This is a genomic window from Streptomyces sp. NPDC041784 (genome assembly GCF_055591025.1).
This window is the reverse complement of sequence record NZ_JBVJAB010000051.1, coordinates 20,274-35,685: the sequence shown is the minus strand read 5'-3', so window position 1 is coordinate 35,685 and position 15,412 is coordinate 20,274. Positions and strand designations below refer to the sequence as shown.

Below are 15,412 nucleotides of genomic sequence, written 5' to 3'. Positions count from 1 at the left end.
GGCGCCGCGCTGTTCACGGTCGGCGGTGCGTTCCTGCTGAAGTCCCGCCGCAAGCGGGCGGCCATGGCCCGCCACGCACGCTGACTCCGGCTTCCTGAACCGGTTCTGGGCACCTCTCGCGGGAGGGAGGTGCCCAGAAAACTCGGACGTCCCCACGAGGAGTGGCCCTCGTCAGCCGCTGAAGACGTCTCCTGTGTAACGGAACCGGAGGGAGTCGGTGTCGTAGTAGTTCGCCGTCGTGCCGATGGCGGGCGAGTGAGGCCCGTCGGCCTTGTTCCACTCATCGATGCCCAGGAAGTACGTGGTGTTCCCTTTCTGAGCGAAGTTGACCGTGCCGGAAGCCTGGAAGAAGTAGGTCCACCGGGCCGTGACCGCGGTGGAGTCGCACGCGCGCTCCTGGCGGACCGGGGCGCCGTCCGTCGACGTGCCGCTGTGGGTGAGACACATGCCGGTCGCGTGGTTCCGGATACGGGCCTCCTGCGCGGCACGGTCGACGAGCAGCTCCCACTGCTGCGTACGGCTGCCGTCGCACTCGGCTTCGTACGGCTCGGCGCCCTCTGCCGTGGAAATGTCCATGCAGCGGCCGGTGGACACGATCGGCAGCTGGGCGCGGTCGTCGGCGGCGGGCTGCCAAGCGGGAGGAGTCGACTTGGCGGAGGCGCTTGCGGACGGTGTACGGGAGGGGGGTTTCGGGTCGTGGCGTTCGCTCTGGGTGGGGGCGGGGGGAGACGAGGAGGGCGAGGGTCGCGTAGCCGCCGGGGTGGGCCGCGGCGACGGTGGGTCGTTGCCGTCGGGCAGAGCCGCGTAGCCGCCGATCGATACGGCGAGGAGGGCGGCTCCGATGCCGGCGACCTTGACGGTCGTGCCGGCCCCTGTGGTGGCCGTGGTCGTCCCGGCCGCGGACCCCGTGCCGGCGGAGCCGGCGACCGCGGCCGCTCCCACGACCTTCGTGCCGTATGAGGCACCCACCCACAGCAGAACACCCGCCGGGAGTACGGCCTTGAGCGAGTTGTTCAGCTCCCACAGTTGGTGGTTCGCACGGCGACACCGGCGGCATCCCGAAAGATGGCGCTTGAGACCTGAGTGCCCGCCGTGCCGGCCGCCACGGAGAACCGAGGCGGCCAACACGCCCGTGAAGTGCCGGCACTCGTCGGACATCGTCGGGTCCGCCGCGTACTCGGTCAGGTACGCCTGACGCAGACCCTCACGCGCCCGGGCGGTGAGGGACGCGACGCCGCTCGGACTGATGCCGAGCAGTGGCGCGATCCGCTTCGCTGGTTCTTCTTCCACAGCCGAGTGCCACAGCGCGGTCTGCCAGCGCTCGGGAAGACTGCGGAACGCGCGCTGGATCAGGTCGGCGTCCTCCCGTAGCAGCGTCTGTTCCTCACCGCTCGGCGCTTCGGAGAGCCAGGTCTCGAAGTCGGGGGACAGCTCGATCCGGTCGGCGGTGGCGGCCCACGACGCGGCCGTGCGGCGGACCGTGGTCAGCAGATACGGCCGCCAGGCCCCCTCGGGACCGGCACCTCCGCACACGGCGCGCAGCGCGCGGGCGAACGCCTCCGAGGCCAGGTCCTCCGCCGTGTGCGCGTCTCGTGTGCAGGTGCGGGCATAGGCGATGACCGAACTGCGGTGCCGCCGGTAGAGCTCGTCAAGCGCGGCGTCGGCGGCGTCCGGGGGGCCGTTGCGTATGAAGGCGGTCAGGTGGGCGTCGCTGGGTGCGGCTCCCGGAGCGGCGGCTCCGGAGGTGTGGTCGCGCATGACAATCATCCTGGGGGTGGCAGACGGGAACGCTTGTCGAAGGCGACGAGCGGTCAGCGGGCACGCCGTCCCGGGGTGTTATGAAGCCGTGATCTGGCGGGTTCAACGGGCTGGTGCGGACGAGTGAGAGGTATCGCTGACCGGCAGGTCGGTCGATCAGCTACACCACCAAGGGACATGACAGCCGGCCGTGACTCACAGCAGGCCGCACGACATCGCGCCGTTCCTTGAGCCGAGCACATGCACGGAGACTCGGACGCGCGGCATCGTCGGCCTGCCTGTTCGCATCCGGTGCGGTTTTCCTCACTGGGCCGTTCAGTCGGATGTCTTCCGACGGCGCCGTATCGGATCGGGCCCACAAGGCCGCAGCACATGCTGGGAACTACGCGGCGAAGGCGTTGGACACCTTCCGGGAGCACGGGTGGGGCGTGATCGCCGTCTGGATGTGCGCTGGTCCATTCACAAGGCACGTCCAGGGCACGTAAGCCTGGGAAGAGCGGGACCGGAACTTCAGCCATCGGCTGCATGAGGCGGGGAATCAGCGGCCTGAGTACGGAGGCGGGTACGGGAGCAGGTGCGGGTGCTCTGCTACGTCATGTCAGCTTCTTGAGCATCTCGGCTGCTGCCGGTCCGGCGGAGGCGGGGTTCTGGCCGGTGACCAGGTTGCGGTCGACGACCACGTTCGGGGCCCACGGTTCGCCCTCTTGGTAGTCGGCGCCGATCTCGACCAGGCGGTCCTGGAGCAGCCACTTGGCGCCGGCCGCAAGGCCGCCCTGGATCTCCTCGGTGTTACTGAAACCGGTGAGCCGGTAGCCGGCGAAGGCGTTGTTGCCGTCGGCCTTGGTGGCGGCCAGCAGCGCGGCCGGGGCGTGGCAGACCACGCCGAGCGGTCTGCCCGAGGCGAGGACGTCGATGAGTAGCTTGCCGGAGACTGCGTCGACGGCCAGGTCCTCCATCGGGCCGTGGCCACCGGGGTAGAACACGGCGGCGTAGTCGTCGAGGTCGACGTCCTCCAGCTTGACGGGGTGCTGGATCTCGCTGATCGAGGCGAGGGCGTCCGCCACCTTCCTCGCGCCCTCCTTGCCGCCGTTGAACTGCGGCGCCAGGCTTCCTTGGTCCAAGGGCGGCACGACACCGCCGGGCGTGGCGACGACGATCTCGTGGCCGACGGCCGTGAAGGCCTGGTACGGGGTCACGGCCTCCTCAGCCCAGAAGCCGGTCGGGTGCTTGCTGCCGTCCGCCAGTGTCCAGTGGTCGGCGCCGGTCATCACGAAAAGGATCTTCGACATAGTGCGGTCTCCTGGAGAGGTTTGATCGGGAGGCGCCCCCGCGGTTGCCGGCGCCCCAAGTCTCTTTGCTTGTTACTCGGTCTCGGCCAAGGCGCCGAGAATCAAGTCGCTGACGGCCTTGGTGGACGCCGGGTTCTGGCCTGTGATCAGGCGGCCGTCACGCACGGCGTGCGGCGCCATCGGAACAGTGGAGCGCACATAATTGGCCCCCTTCGCGCGCAGTTCGTCCTCCAGGAGGAACGGCACCCTGCTCTTCACGCCGGCCAGTCTTTCCTCGACCGTCGGGAAGCCTGTGACGGTGCGGTTCTGTACGAGCGGGTTCCCGTCGGCGTCCTGGAGGTTGATGAGGGCGCAGGCGCCATGGCAGACCGAGGAGACGATGCCACCACCGGCGTAGATGGCCTGGGCTGTTCGCTGCAAGTCAGCACTGTCGGGAAAGTCCCACATGGTTCCATGACCACCCGTGAAGAAGATCGTGGAGTAGTCGTCCGAACCCGCCTCGGCAACAGAACGGGTGGATTTCAAACCGTCCATGAAGGCCGGGTCGTCGAGATATCTGCGAACCGTCCTGTCGACGAACAACCGGCCGAGGCTGCGGGGGTCGAGTGGCACCTCACCGCCCGCCGGGCTGACCACATCCACGGTGTGGCCGTCCTCAACCGCCTTGTCGTAGAAATGGACGAGTTCACCCAGCCAGAGGCCGGTCCGGTGTTTGCTCGCCCCGTAGGAGGCCTGATTGGTTACTACTGCCAGGATCTTTTTCTGTCTCACTTCTTCCACGTCTCCTTTGTTGGCCAACGACACATTCGGGGCCGGGTGTGGCAGATCCACCAACCCGCACATGACCGGTGCCTCAGGAAGTGGCCAGCGCTCGTCTGGATCTGAGTGCGGTGGAATGCGCCCAGACGATGACGATCGAGAGCATGAACTCCAGGAGGGCGGAGGCGAGGAAGACTCCCTCTGGGCTGGGTATGCCGTACTGGCCGAAGGAGACCAGCCGACCGACGCCCCCGAGGAAGATCGGGACGGCCAGGAAGTAGACGAGTACTCCCTGCCAGCGGATCGTTGCCGCCGCCCAGGCGAACAGGGGAGCCCAGCCGATGTAGACGCCGGCCAGGAAGCGGTGCGCGTTGTCCGCGTCCGCCGCGCCCGCTGGGCCTCCCTGCACCAGTTGCTGCAGGCCGTCTCCGAGCGCGATGGCAGTGGCCAGCAGCAGGCAGACACAGACGATGGTGTTGGCTGCTGCGACAGGATTGCGGGCCGCCATCACGACTCCTTGTGGTTCTCGGAGTTGGTCTCGGGATTGGTGGTCAGGCCTGCTCGGTGGGGCGTACGAGCAGTTCGGCGACAGCCACGTGCCGGGGGCGGGTGACGATGTAGCCGACGGTGTCGGCGATGTCCTGGCTCTGCAGCCGGTCGATGTCGCCGAGTCCGGCGTTGAGGAGCTGCTGGACGGCGTCGGAGTTATGGGTGCGCAGTTCGGTGTCGACGCTGCCCGGCTCGACGACGGACACACGGACATGCTGCTTTGCCAGTTCCTGGCGCAGCGCCTCGCTGAAGCCGGTGACGCCGAACTTGGTGGCGGTGTACACGGCCATCATGGCGTAGGCGTTGCGGCCGTTCAGCGAGCTGATGTTGACGATGTCGGCGACCCGGCGCGGCCCGTCGGTGGCGGCCTTGACCAGGTGCGGGATGGCCGCGTGGCTGGTGTACATCAGACCCATCAGGTTGATGTCGACCATGCGCTGCCATTCGTTCAGGTCCGCGCCGGGGGTGGGGCCGAGCAGCATGAGGCCGGCGTTGTTGACCAGCGTGTCCAGGCGGCCCAGGCCCTCGACGGTCCGCTCAACCGCCTCCGCGGCGGCCTCGGCGGTGGTGATGTCGGCGGGCACGACCAGGGCCTTGCCGCCGGTGCTTGAGATCTCCGAGGCGAGGTCGGTGAGCCGGTCCTCGCGCCGGCCGACCAGGGCCACGGACGCGCCGTCGCGGGCAAGCTCCAAGGCGGTGGCGTGGCCGATGCCGCTGGAGGCGCCGGTGACCAGGGCGACGGTTCCTTCAAGACGACGAGTCATGATTCAAGCCTTTCGATGAACGGCCATGTTGCTCGGGCCGTACGGGATAAGGGTGACGGCCCTGGTAGGCCGTATGGGGGTGGGGGCCACTCAGGGCCGGGCTGCGGGCAGAATGGGGAAGTGAGTACTACTGGGCAGAAGACAACCACCCCCAAGCGTCAGGAGAGCACGATCGAAAGAGACCTGCCTCCTCGCGAACGCCTGGTCAGGGCCGCGTCGCGGCTGTTCTACTACGAGGGTGTACGCGCGATCGGCGTGGAGCGGCTGATCGCCGAGGCCGGGGTGACGAAGGCGACCTTCTACCGGCACTTCGCCTCCAAGGACGACCTGGTCGTGGCCTACCTGCTGACCAAGGACGCCTACTACAAGGAGGTGGCCGAACCGCTGGCCGCCGGGCACCCGCCCGCGGAGGCGATCGACCTGATCTTCGAGGCGATCGCCGAGCACGCCCGCGAGCGCGGCTTTCGCGGATCGCCGTTCCTGAACGCGGCCGCCGAGTACCCGGACGTCGACCACCCGGTCCGTGACCTGGTGACGACCCACCGGAACTGGATCCGCACCCTCTTCCAGGACCTGCTCACCCGGCTCGGCCACGCCGACCCGGAGTCGGCCGCCGGTGCGCTGCTGATGCTGTACGACGGCGCGATGGCCGCCGGCTACCTGGACGACTCCACGGCCGCCTACGAGACCCTGCTGAACGCGGTCCGGCTGATCCGGTCGGAAGGCTGATCCTGTCGGAGCCGCATGAGGCAGCGGCTCTGTACGGTGCCCCGGCTGGGCCGGGGCGCGGATTGGTTTCACGGAACTTTTTGATCTCTCTTCGACGTGCACCGGCGACCTACTGGTAGATCTCCGCCTGGAGGCAGCCCAGCCGGGAAGGCCGGTATAGACCCTTCCCCAGGAGAGAGGAAGACCGGTCGTTCTACCAATCGACGATAACCCCCTCGCCGTCCGCACGCCAACCGATGGACGCGCTTGTGGGATCGCTCACGGGTTGCCGCTGCCCCGGAGAGCCCTTCTGGCCGGCGGCCGAGCTCGCCGACTCCTCGATCTCCTGGCGTTACCTTCAAACCTGTTGCAGCAACCGAACCTGTCGCGGCAACGAAGCGAAAACCGTGCCGCGCAGTGACGAAGCCCGGTCCGTTCGGCTTTATGTGGATTTTCTACACGCAGTCTCAGCCACATGGCCAGGCGAAGACGTCATGTATTCCGGACCGATCGCGCCCGTGTCGACTTGCGCATTTCAGCAGAAAGGGGGTGTTTCCAGCCGAATCAGGGGCAAGAGCCCTGCCCGGATCCGCTCGGAGCGTGCCCGTTCTCTGCCTGCGTCTCCTGCTTTCTGTCCAGCGCTCCCGCGCGGCCGGTAAGCAGCGCCAACCTCGGGGTGGCGCGGTGCCGGTCCGGTACCTCCTGGGTCAGCGGGGCCGAGAACCGCTTTGATCGAGGTTGTTGCCCGTGATCCGCTGCGCGGTCTGCACGTGGAAGCGCGCACGAGCGACCTACCTCAACCGGACCCGTCACCGCGGCGGTCAGTGCTGCTGCACACGGCCGGCGTGCCGGTGGCGGCCAGGTAGGTTCACCGCTCCGCCGCGTCCTGTCGGCCCGGGACATGTGAGCGTCAGACGGTCCCCTGGTGACGAGGGTCTTCAGTTACTGCGCCGCTCCTCCGAATAGAGGTTCTCTTCTCCGGGGGGCGGGGATCGCGACGGAGGCTGCGTGTTGTGTGGTGCGCCGGTGGGCGCGGATGATCTCGGCGTAGCGGTGGCCACTGTCCTTGACCGTGCGCCTCTGGGTCTCGTAGTCGACGTGGACGATACCGAACCGCTGGGAGTAGCCGTACGCCCATTCGAAGTTGTCCAGCAGGGACCAGGCGAAGTAGCCGTCGAGCGGGACGCCGCGGCGGGCAGCCCGCGCGCAGGCCGCCAGGTTGGACTCCAGGAAGGCGATGCGCTCGACGTCGCGCACGCTGCCGTCGGGCGCTACACGGTCGGGGAAAGCGGAGCCGTTCTCGGTGACGAGGACCGATCGCGACGCATAGTCCTCGGTGACCCGGACGAGCAGGTGTTCCAGCCGATCCGGGTGGACCTTCCAGTCCATCCCGGTGCGGGGTGTGCCCGGCGGTGTGACGGGACGGGCGAACGGTGCGGGCCCCTGCGGATCACCGACGGTGACTGACGGCCTGTAGTAGTTCACGCCCAGCCAGTCCAGCGGCGCCGCGATCTTCTGCAGATCCCCGGCCTCGATGGGTGGTTCGGTCCCGTACACCTCGACCATGTCGGCCGGGTAACCGCGGCCGTGGATGGGATCGAGCCACCAGCGGTTGTTGTGCCCGTCCTCCTGGATCGATACGCACCTCACGACTTCGGGAGCGATCACTGGCACGAAAGCCACTCAACCCTTTCCATCTTCAGTCTGAGCTGGCGCGATGCAGGCAGAGGGTGGCCTTGACCAGGCTCGTGATGCGGGTGGTCGAGCATCGGAGCTTGTGCAGGAGCCGCCAGGACTTGAGGGTGGCGAGGGCCTGTTCGACGAGGGCCCGGGATACGTTCTCGCGGGCCGCCCGGACGTCGCGCACAGCTCCAGTCAAAGGCGGGTGACGCCCACGGGATACGGCCGGAAGGATCGGTGATGACCAGAGAGGTAATCGCCGCCGCTCTGCGGTCAATCCACCACCCTGCGCGTACCGCATACCACCGGCCTACCGCAGGGATCAGCACACGTCACCCCCGACAACACTCCGATACGTACACGCTGGCGCTGTGCGGCGAGTTGAGGCGGTGAGCGTCGTATGACCGCCGACGCCCCATCACCCACCAGCGGACGCCGCCCCGTTCCCCGCCCGCATGTACGTCAGCACGGCCAGCACCCGCCGGTGGTCCGCCGCTGACTCATGGAGATCGAGCTTCCGCATCAGCTGCCGGATGTGGGACTCCAGCGTCTTGGGGCTCATGAACAGACGCTGTGCGATCGCCGAGTTGGACCGGCCCTCGGCCATCAGCGCCAGGACTTCCAGCTCCCTGGCGGACAGTGACTGCAGCGGCTCTCGCATGCGTGAGCGGCGCATCAGCCGGGTGACGATGGTCGGATCCACGACGCAGTCACCGTCGACGACCCTGCGCAGCGCGTCGGTCAGCACCGCGGCGTCGGCGACCCGTTCCTTGAGCAGGTAGCCGACGTGCTCGGGCACCTCGCCAATCAGCCGCAGCGCATAGTGGGTCTCGAGATATTGGGACAGGACCAGCACCCCCAGCTCGGGATGCCTGGTGTGGGCCTCCTGGGCCAGGGTGATGCCCTCGTCGGTGAAGGTGGGAGGCATTCTGATGTCCACGATGATCGCATCGGGCACCTCCTCCTCCATTTCCAGCAGCAGGGCTTCGGCATGGTCCACCGCCGCCAGCACCCGACATCCCGCGTCCGTGAGCAGCCCTGTGGTTCCGCGCCGGACCAGCGCGGAATCGTCGGCGATCATCACTCGCACAGCGCCCCACCCCCCTTGACTGGGAACATTGCCTCCACCACTGTCCCCCCAGCGGCCCGCTCCGTCACCCGCAATCGCCCATCCAGCGCCGCCACCCGGTCGGCGAGCCCGCGCAGACCCCACCCGCCGGTATCCGCCCCGCCCCGGCCGTCATCGGTCACCCGCACCGTGACGCCCTTGCCCCCCGGAACGCACTCGATGCTCACACAGGTGGCCCGCGCATGCTTGCGGACGTTGGTCAAGGCCTCTGCGCAGACGAAGTAGGCCGCCGCCTCCAGCGACGGCTCGAGCCGGCCGATTCCGACGGTGACCGAGACCGGCAGTCCCGCGCGGTCGGCCAGCTCGGGCAGCGCGGCGGCGAGTCCGCCGTCGTGCAGGCTCCGCGGCCGAACACCGTGGGCGAAGGACCGCAGCTCCTGCTGGCCCGCGGCCACCTCGGCCCGTATCGCGCCGACCTCCTCGCGGACCTCGCCCTCCGCGGCGGCTTCCAGCTCCGCGAGCAGCCGGTCCGCTCGGGCGAGGTTGCGCTCCGCACCGCAGCTCACCTGCTGTGCCAGGACGCGCCGCTGTTCGTCCGCCACCTCCACGATCCTGCGCCGTGCCGCCGCGAGCCGATCGACCCGCGCCCTGGCCTCAGCCCGCATCCGGGCGTTGGCGACGGTGAGGCGCAGCGCGGCCTTCGCCCCATCGAGCAGCCGCCCGTCCTCCAGCACGGCCGGGTCGTGCAGGAGGACGGCGACCGGCTCCCCGTCGTCCTCGACCGACGTGGTCACCCGTCCGGCCGCTCCGACGTCCAGCGGGCGCCCGGCCTCGTCGACGTACGCTACCTGCCCCGGTACCCGGTAGCCGATGACCAGACCCGGGTCGCCGAGAGTGCGGGACAGCACTGCCCGCAGGTCCTCGATACCGCCTCGTCCGCCGAGTTGGGTCACGAGTTCGGCGATGGTGGCGTCGGTCCAGCGTCCGCACAGCAGATCCGCGGTCAGCCAGACGGTCACAGCGCACAACGCAGCATCGTAAGCCAATGCGACGTGGAGATCGGCGTCCAGCCCGAGCCCGACGTTCGCCGTGCCGAGGACCAGGACTGCGGCGAACACCAGCGCCGCCGCGAGGGCCGGCCGGCCCGCCTTCCTCGCGGTGCCCGAAGTGCGTACGAATACGTCGACGGCGGCCACTGCGATCAGCACGGCCAGCCCGCCGGTCAGCCAGGCCGCGTCGGTGAAGCCCTCATAGACGGCGGCGGCATAGGCCACGGCCACGGCCACGGCCGTCGGCCAGCGGTGCAGCCGGCCCGTCGGATAGGACAGGTGCAGATGGGCCATCGCGCCCCGGTGCAGGAAGACCAGGTCCGGGAAGACGCTGCCCAGGAACCAGCATCCGCCCGCAACAGCCATGACCGGCCCCACCCGACTGCCCCGCCGGCCCGCCCAGGCCACAGCCGACGCGCCGAGGAGGACCACGCCTACGGTGATGTCTGCGGCCGCGAGCAGCTGTGAGGCCATCGCGGACTCACCCCGTCAGCGCGGCCAGGGCCGCCCCGGTCAGGTCCTCCTTGGCGATGAAGCCCCGGGCCGAGCTGCGTGCCAGCCGGTCGCGGTACGCCGCCGGATCGCGGCTCGAAGTCAGGACCACCGCGATGGGCTGTGCTCCTTCCCCGGTGATCCGTTCGCAGACCTCGAAGCCGTCCAGATCCGGGAGAATCACGTCCAGCAGGACGATCTCGGGTGCCAGCCGCTCAGCGCCCCGGATGGCCGACGCTCCGTCCGCGGCCTCGCCGACCACGGAGTAGCCCTCGGCCTCCAGCAGCGCCCGGGCGAACGACCTGAAGCCGGCGTGGTCGTCCACCAGCAACAGCGTTGGCTTCACAAGCCGATGATGGCAGCACGGGCCGGTATCGCGCATCAGGGCTGTCCCTCATGTGCATTACCGGCCCGTGCCGTCCGTTCAGTCCTGCGCCCTGATCCACGGCTTCTTGTTGCCGCCGAAAGTGACGGAATAGCCCTCACAGTCCGCACACGTGCCGAAACCGAAGTTGCTGAAGGTGAGACGGTCGGCGGAGATGCGGAAGGTCGCGTCGACGGTGACCGTTCCCGAGGCGTGCATCCGGTCCCGGAAGGTCTCGTACGGCCACTGCTCGACTTCTCCGCCGGGATCCGTCTTGGTCAGCACACCGTCCCGGAAGGTGATCGTCCAGGTGCCGTTGAGCGGCCCGTCCGCCCTGTCGAGTGGCAGAGCGATCCAGTCGCTGTCCGTCATGGTGCGTTGCCAGGTGCCCTCCAGCGGGCTCGCTCCTGTCGTCTTCTCCCGGCAGGAGGCACTGTCCGGTCCGGCTCCCGTCGTCTTCTTCAGGGCTTCGATCTCGCTGAGCCAGCGGGCGCTGCGCTCGTTCTTCCTCAGCTCGCGGTACACGGGCTGCACCGCCTCGTGCAGACCGCGCAACTGTGCCGGGGAGGCCTGCGGGATCTTCATGCCCAGTCCGCACAGGGTCTCGGCGGACTCCCGGTCCTCCTGCCGGGCCGAATCGATCGCCGCTGCCTGCCTGCTCTTGAGCGCCTGGGCGAGTATCCGCCGTTGGTCGCCTGTGAGTCTGTCGTGTGCCGCCGGCGCCATCAGCACCACCAGTGGGCGGGGCCACAGCACCAGATTGCCGGTCACGAATTCGGCCTGGCGATAGGTGTGCCGCCCCACGACCGCCCCCAGCTGGAACTCGACGCCGTCGAATCCTGCAAGGTCCACGCTCGCGGGAGCGGGCACCGCGGACGCGCCGAGTGTCTTGTAGGTCAGGTCCGCGAGCGCCGAATCCGAGACGGCGAACTTCCGCCGGACGAAGGATCCCACGTCCACCACCGGACGTTCCACCCCGACCATGCGCCTCAACGGCCCGGGGAGCACCCCCACTCCGTGCAGCCCTGCCCCGTTCAGCCCGGCCAGCATCCGGTCCGGGATCCCCGCCTGGAACACCTTGGCCTGCAGTTCGTAGCCGTCGACCAGCAGTGGCGCGAGCAGCGGCTGGAAGTGCTGTACGCCGACCCGGTCCAGCGCCCGTGCCCCGACCCAGGCCAGGTCGATCCTGTTCCGCCGAAGGTCCTCGACGGTCGCGACCTCGGCGTTCTCCTCGCCCTCGCGGTACTCGTCCCGGAACTCGATCCTGAGCGAACCCTTCGAGCGACGCTGCACCTCCTGCGCCCACTCATTGAGTTGCCCTGGCCTGATGGTTCCGCCGATATTCGCCATGGTGATCACGGTGACCTCGGCGCCGGCGTTTCCGCCGGCCCGGTCCCGGGACTGGCAGGCCGAGACGGCCAGCAGCAGTCCCGCCACCGCCGTGGCCATCGCCCGCAGCCGGTGTCTGTGTCCCTTCACTGGGCACCTCCCTCTCCCGATGCCTCACGAACCTAGGAGGCCGCCGCAGCCGCGGCATCGGGGACCGCCCTGGATGCGGGCCCGGAGGGAATCAGGGACAGCCCTCTGGCGCGCCGCGCCCCGCAGCCGCATCATGCGTGCGGAACCACTGCGTTGTCGCCCCCGAGAGCACGGACGGCAAGCGGCGGAACCGCCAAGGGGGTGGGTATGCCGGTACGCGTGCTGCTGCTGTTGCCCGCCTTCGGCGGCGTCGCCCTGGGTGTGACCACGATGGTCCTCGCCGCACGCAGGGCCGTCTTCTCGACCGCTTTCACGGCCCCCTACGGTGAGTTCGCGCTGCTCGCAGCAGGTTGGGCGCTGATGCTCGCGGCCCTCGCTCTCGCCCAGCGCCGCTCGGCCGGCCGCTCCGCGGGCCTGCTGTTCCTCGCGGGCTGCGGATGGTTCCTTGCCGAGTGGGACACCCCGGGGGCTGCTGCCGGCTGGGCCTTCTCCCTGGGCCTCGCCCTGTACGCGGTCTGGCCCGCGGTCCTGGCCCATGCGGCGCTTTCCTTCCCCACCGGGCACCTGCGGTCCTGGCCGCGACGGGCCTTGGCCGCAACGGGCTTTGCCGTGACTGTCGGTCTTCAGGGCGTGGGAACAGCCGTCTTCGTCGATCCGGCGGCCCGCGGCTGCACGGGCTGCCCACCCAACTGGTGGGTGCTGGCCGACGATCCTGACCGCTCCGCGGCCATGGAACTGCTGGGTGTACGCGGCGGCGCCGCCTGGACCGCGCTGGTGCTGTGCGCCCTGGCCTGGGGTCTGCTGCGCGCGAGCGCGGCCCGGCGCCGGGCGATCGCCCCAGTCACCCTCTGCGCGGGCGCCTGTCTGGCGGCAGTCGGCGCGTCCTACGCGTACAGCCTCGACCGGGGATTCCTCGGCTCGGACTCCCGAGACGGCCGCCTCTGGCTGCTCCAGGCCCTGGCTCTCAGCCTGCTCTCGCTCGCGGTCCTGGCCGGGCTGCTGCAGGCCCGACGCACACACCAGCGGTTGACCCGCCTGGTGATCGAGCTGGGCGGCGCGACGAGCCCATCGCAGCTGCGCGAAGCGATCGGCCGGCGACTCGGAGATCCCGCACTCGACATCGCCTACGCGGTCGGCGGCGGCCGGCATGTCGACGTGAACGCCCGCCCGCTCCCCCTCACCCCGCCCGAGGGCACGGCGGCAACGCCTCTGCGTCACGGAGACATGGAGCTCGCCACCCTGATCCACCGTCCGGGCCTCCTCGACCGCCCCGGCGCCGTAGACGATCTCGTCTCGGCCGTACACCTGGGCCTGGAGCACGCACGACTCCACGCGGAACTCCTGGACCAGCTCACGGACCTGCGCGCGTCCGGGGCACGCATCGTCGCGGTCGGCGACGAGGAGCGCCGCCGACTGGAACGGGATCTGCACGACGGAGCACAGCAGCGTCTGGTCGGGCTCGTACTGGGCCTGCGTGGACTGCGCACGCGCGCCCCCGGCCATGCGGCCCGGCTGCAGGCGGCGGAGGACGAGGTACGGGCGGCGATCAACGGGCTGCGACGGCTCGCGCGGGGCATCTATCCCGTCCTGCTGAAGGACGCGGGCTTGGCGGCAGCCCTCGACGCCCTCACGGAGGAGCGCAGCCTGCGGCTGGTTCGGGCACCATCGGGCCGCTTCCCAGACGTGACGCAGTCCACGGCGTACAGTTTCGTCGACCGCGTGACCGAGCGGCAGCCGGCCACCGTGGACGTCGAGGTCGAGGGCGAACGGCTGGTCGTCACGGTGTGCACGGACGGCTCCGTCCAGCCGGACCTGGCAGACCTGGCAGACCGCGTCACGACGCTGGCGGGCACCCTGACCACTCCCGGCGCCGACGGCACCCGCTGGACGCTGACCCTGCCCCTGCCCCTGCCGACAGCCACCGCCACACCGTCCGCTCGGACTTCCCCAACGCCCGTGTCACCAAGCGGACATGAGTAGACGTCAGCTCATTGCGGCCATCGACACCGAGCAGCCGCTGCATCGCGTCCATTCGCCCCCAACTCAGCCCGCACCACTTCCGCGCAATGCCCGCAAACCGGTAGCCGGACGCGGTGCTGCGACTTGCCACCACGGATGCGGGCCTGACCGAGCGGGTGTTCCGTGTGGTTCCACAACAGCCAGGCCGGCCCCACGGCCATGAGCAACGCGGGCTGCGCCAGCGGCCCGCGTCGGGCGGGGTGGCTGCGAACGCGAGGCCCACCAGCAGGTCCATCGCCAGGGACCACCCGGTGGTCCAGGCTCCTCGCGATCAGGCGCCCCGCCTGCAGCAGGGGTGTGAACACGGCAGTCAGCACAAGTGCGCCCCGGGACCACGCCACCGCCCATGCCGATCTCCTCCGACCGCGACAGCGTGCCCCGCCGCCGGGCGGATACATTCCGGGCCAGCCCTGGTTTCAGTGCGGAGAATCCAGGGCTGGCCCTGATGAGCGGACAACCTTGCGGGCGGCACTCTGGCGTGCGACGCGGTCCGCGCGTCCACAGGCCCCACGGAGGAGCCATGGCAGAAGACACGACCCGGACGACGGACGACCTCGCCGAGAGCGGCGACGCGCCGGCAGTGCGGCCCCAAACAGCCCGTATCCGACTGCTCGCCGCCGCGCTGGCCCTCGGGGCCGCCGCCTGGATCGTAGTGGGCGTGTGGACGCCCGTCGATGAGCTGCGGACCGGCGACGACCTCCCGTTCGAGGGGGTCCGTTCGCACCGCGACGGCTGGCTGACCTGGCACCTGCTGGACGGGCTCGGCACCGCGCTGGTCATGATCGGCCTGGCCTTCGCGGTCTGCTTCCTCGTCCAGGCCCGCGGCGCCCGCTGGGCGACCGTCGGAGCCGCCCTGGCCGTGCTCGGCGCCCTGGTGTTCTCGGCGGGTTCCGTTTCGTTCGGCCTGCTGGGCATGTACGCGACGGAGTCCGACGCGCTTCCCGCGGCGGCAGGGCAAGGGCTGATCGACTACGTCAACGAAGAAGGTGGTCCGGGGCTCGGCGTGGTCGTTCCCGGGTTCCTGGTGATGACGCTGGCCCAGTTGCTGCTGGCCGTTGCGCTCTGGCGGGCACGCGCCGTACCGGTATGGCTGCCGCCGACCGTGATCGTCGCCAACGTGGTCCTTTTCGTGGCCCAGGGGCTGGTCTCCGGCCTGGCCCTGGCAGCTCTCGGGGTTTTGTACGGGCAGGTGGCGTGGCAGGTATGGAGGACGCCAGCCACGGCGGCGGTGCATCCGTGAGCTGAGAGATGGGGGTGTGCGGAGCCGGTTCCGTGCGCTGCGTTCCTGTGACTGCGCGAGGCCCATCTCGCCCGGCTGCGTCTGCGTGGGGACACCCCCCCCGCGCGGGGAGGGGCCCCCGCCTGTGTCGTCGGGAGGTGGTGGTGGAGGTGGGGGGTGGAGGCGTTTGGAACTCTCCGTACTGCGTTTGTTT

At 69.6% G+C, this 15,412-nt stretch carries 12 protein-coding genes and 2 pseudogenes; 3 read left to right on the top strand and 11 right to left on the bottom strand.

The genetic code is table 11. From position 1 onward, the window contains the following. Window positions 1–171: 171 nt before the first annotated feature. The 5 genes from ACZ6D7_RS45005 to ACZ6D7_RS44985 all read right to left on the bottom strand — a co-directional run bounded on the left by ACZ6D7_RS45005 (window position 172) and on the right by ACZ6D7_RS44985 (window position 5,119). The gene (locus tag ACZ6D7_RS45005; RefSeq protein ID WP_469504177.1) at window positions 172–1,758 is read right to left on the bottom strand and encodes a sigma-70 family RNA polymerase sigma factor; all 1,587 of its coding nucleotides are present in this window, start codon (window positions 1,756–1,758) and stop codon (window positions 172–174) included. A 593-nt stretch (window positions 1,759–2,351) separates the two neighbouring features. Continuing rightward, on the bottom strand, window positions 2,352–3,047 hold the full coding sequence (locus tag ACZ6D7_RS45000; RefSeq protein ID WP_469504174.1) for a type 1 glutamine amidotransferase domain-containing protein: 696 nt from the start codon (window positions 3,045–3,047) through the stop codon (window positions 2,352–2,354). 72 nt (window positions 3,048–3,119) lie between these two features. Continuing rightward, window positions 3,120–3,827, bottom strand: coding sequence for a type 1 glutamine amidotransferase domain-containing protein (locus ACZ6D7_RS44995; RefSeq protein ID WP_469504171.1), 708 nt, complete (start codon window positions 3,825–3,827; stop codon window positions 3,120–3,122). Between the two features lie 73 nt (window positions 3,828–3,900). Continuing rightward, window positions 3,901–4,314 (bottom strand): DUF4345 family protein, encoded by a 414-nt coding sequence (locus tag ACZ6D7_RS44990; RefSeq protein WP_469504168.1) that lies wholly within the window; start codon window positions 4,312–4,314, stop codon window positions 3,901–3,903. A gap of 43 nt (window positions 4,315–4,357) precedes the next feature. Beyond that, window positions 4,358–5,119, bottom strand: a complete 762-nt coding sequence (locus ACZ6D7_RS44985) for an SDR family NAD(P)-dependent oxidoreductase (RefSeq protein WP_469504166.1) — start codon at window positions 5,117–5,119, stop codon at window positions 4,358–4,360. A 120-nt stretch (window positions 5,120–5,239) separates the two neighbouring features. Here ACZ6D7_RS44985 and ACZ6D7_RS44980 point away from each other — a divergent pair, with 120 nt between their 5' ends. Next, window positions 5,240–5,848, top strand: a complete 609-nt coding sequence (locus ACZ6D7_RS44980) for a TetR/AcrR family transcriptional regulator (protein WP_469504163.1) — start codon at window positions 5,240–5,242, stop codon at window positions 5,846–5,848. Window positions 5,849–6,829: 981 nt separating this feature from the next. Here the strand turns inward: ACZ6D7_RS44980 and ACZ6D7_RS44975 are convergent. The 6 genes and pseudogenes from ACZ6D7_RS44975 to ACZ6D7_RS44950 form a co-directional block, all read right to left on the bottom strand. Beyond that, window positions 6,830–7,459 (bottom strand): annotated as a pseudogene (locus ACZ6D7_RS44975) (family 1 glycosylhydrolase); the annotation flags it as partial. A gap of 67 nt (window positions 7,460–7,526) precedes the next feature. Then, window positions 7,527–7,752 (bottom strand): annotated as a pseudogene (locus ACZ6D7_RS44970) (IS5/IS1182 family transposase); the annotation flags it as partial. A 173-nt stretch (window positions 7,753–7,925) separates the two neighbouring features. Further along, entirely contained in the window at window positions 7,926–8,588 is a 663-nt protein-coding gene (locus ACZ6D7_RS44965) for a LuxR C-terminal-related transcriptional regulator (RefSeq protein WP_469504161.1), read from the bottom strand. Next, window positions 8,588–10,099: a sensor histidine kinase gene (locus tag ACZ6D7_RS44960; protein ID WP_469504158.1), complete on the bottom strand. Its 1,512-nt coding sequence runs from the start codon at window positions 10,097–10,099 to the stop codon at window positions 8,588–8,590. The genes ACZ6D7_RS44965 and ACZ6D7_RS44960 overlap by 1 nt, the downstream gene beginning before the upstream one ends. A gap of 7 nt (window positions 10,100–10,106) precedes the next feature. After that, complete coding sequence (locus ACZ6D7_RS44955; protein ID WP_469504155.1) at window positions 10,107–10,463, bottom strand: response regulator; 357 nt, start codon at window positions 10,461–10,463, stop codon at window positions 10,107–10,109. 78 nt (window positions 10,464–10,541) lie between these two features. Beyond that, window positions 10,542–11,960: a TRAP transporter substrate-binding protein gene (locus ACZ6D7_RS44950; RefSeq protein ID WP_469504152.1), complete on the bottom strand. Its 1,419-nt coding sequence runs from the start codon at window positions 11,958–11,960 to the stop codon at window positions 10,542–10,544. A gap of 207 nt (window positions 11,961–12,167) precedes the next feature. On the opposite strand from ACZ6D7_RS44950, the gene ACZ6D7_RS44945 reads away from it, so the two are divergent. Together ACZ6D7_RS44945 and ACZ6D7_RS44940 are read left to right on the top strand one after the other, a co-directional pair. Then, window positions 12,168–13,940 carry a histidine kinase gene (locus ACZ6D7_RS44945; protein ID WP_469504149.1) on the top strand — a complete coding sequence of 591 codons (1,773 nt, stop codon included), beginning with the start codon at window positions 12,168–12,170 and terminating at the stop codon, window positions 13,938–13,940. A 559-nt stretch (window positions 13,941–14,499) separates the two neighbouring features. Next, window positions 14,500–15,219 (top strand): hypothetical protein, encoded by a 720-nt coding sequence (locus ACZ6D7_RS44940; protein WP_469504146.1) that lies wholly within the window; start codon window positions 14,500–14,502, stop codon window positions 15,217–15,219. Window positions 15,220–15,412 lie beyond the last annotated feature (193 nt).

Coding starts and splice junctions, on each gene's coding strand:
- ACZ6D7_RS44945 (WP_469504149.1), top strand. CDS start 12,168: ATGCCGGTACGCGTGCTGCTGCTGTTGCCCGCCTTCGGCGGCGTCGCC.
- ACZ6D7_RS44960 (WP_469504158.1), bottom strand. CDS start 10,099: ATGGCCTCACAGCTGCTCGCGGCCGCAGACATCACCGTAGGCGTGGTC.
- ACZ6D7_RS44985 (WP_469504166.1), bottom strand. CDS start 5,119: ATGACTCGTCGTCTTGAAGGAACCGTCGCCCTGGTCACCGGCGCCTCC.
- ACZ6D7_RS45005 (WP_469504177.1), bottom strand. CDS start 1,758: ATGCGCGACCACACCTCCGGAGCCGCCGCTCCGGGAGCCGCACCCAGC.
- ACZ6D7_RS44990 (WP_469504168.1), bottom strand. CDS start 4,314: ATGGCGGCCCGCAATCCTGTCGCAGCAGCCAACACCATCGTCTGTGTC.
- ACZ6D7_RS45000 (WP_469504174.1), bottom strand. CDS start 3,047: ATGTCGAAGATCCTTTTCGTGATGACCGGCGCCGACCACTGGACACTG.
- ACZ6D7_RS44940 (WP_469504146.1), top strand. CDS start 14,500: ATGGCAGAAGACACGACCCGGACGACGGACGACCTCGCCGAGAGCGGC.
- ACZ6D7_RS44965 (WP_469504161.1), bottom strand. CDS start 8,588: ATGATCGCCGACGATTCCGCGCTGGTCCGGCGCGGAACCACAGGGCTG.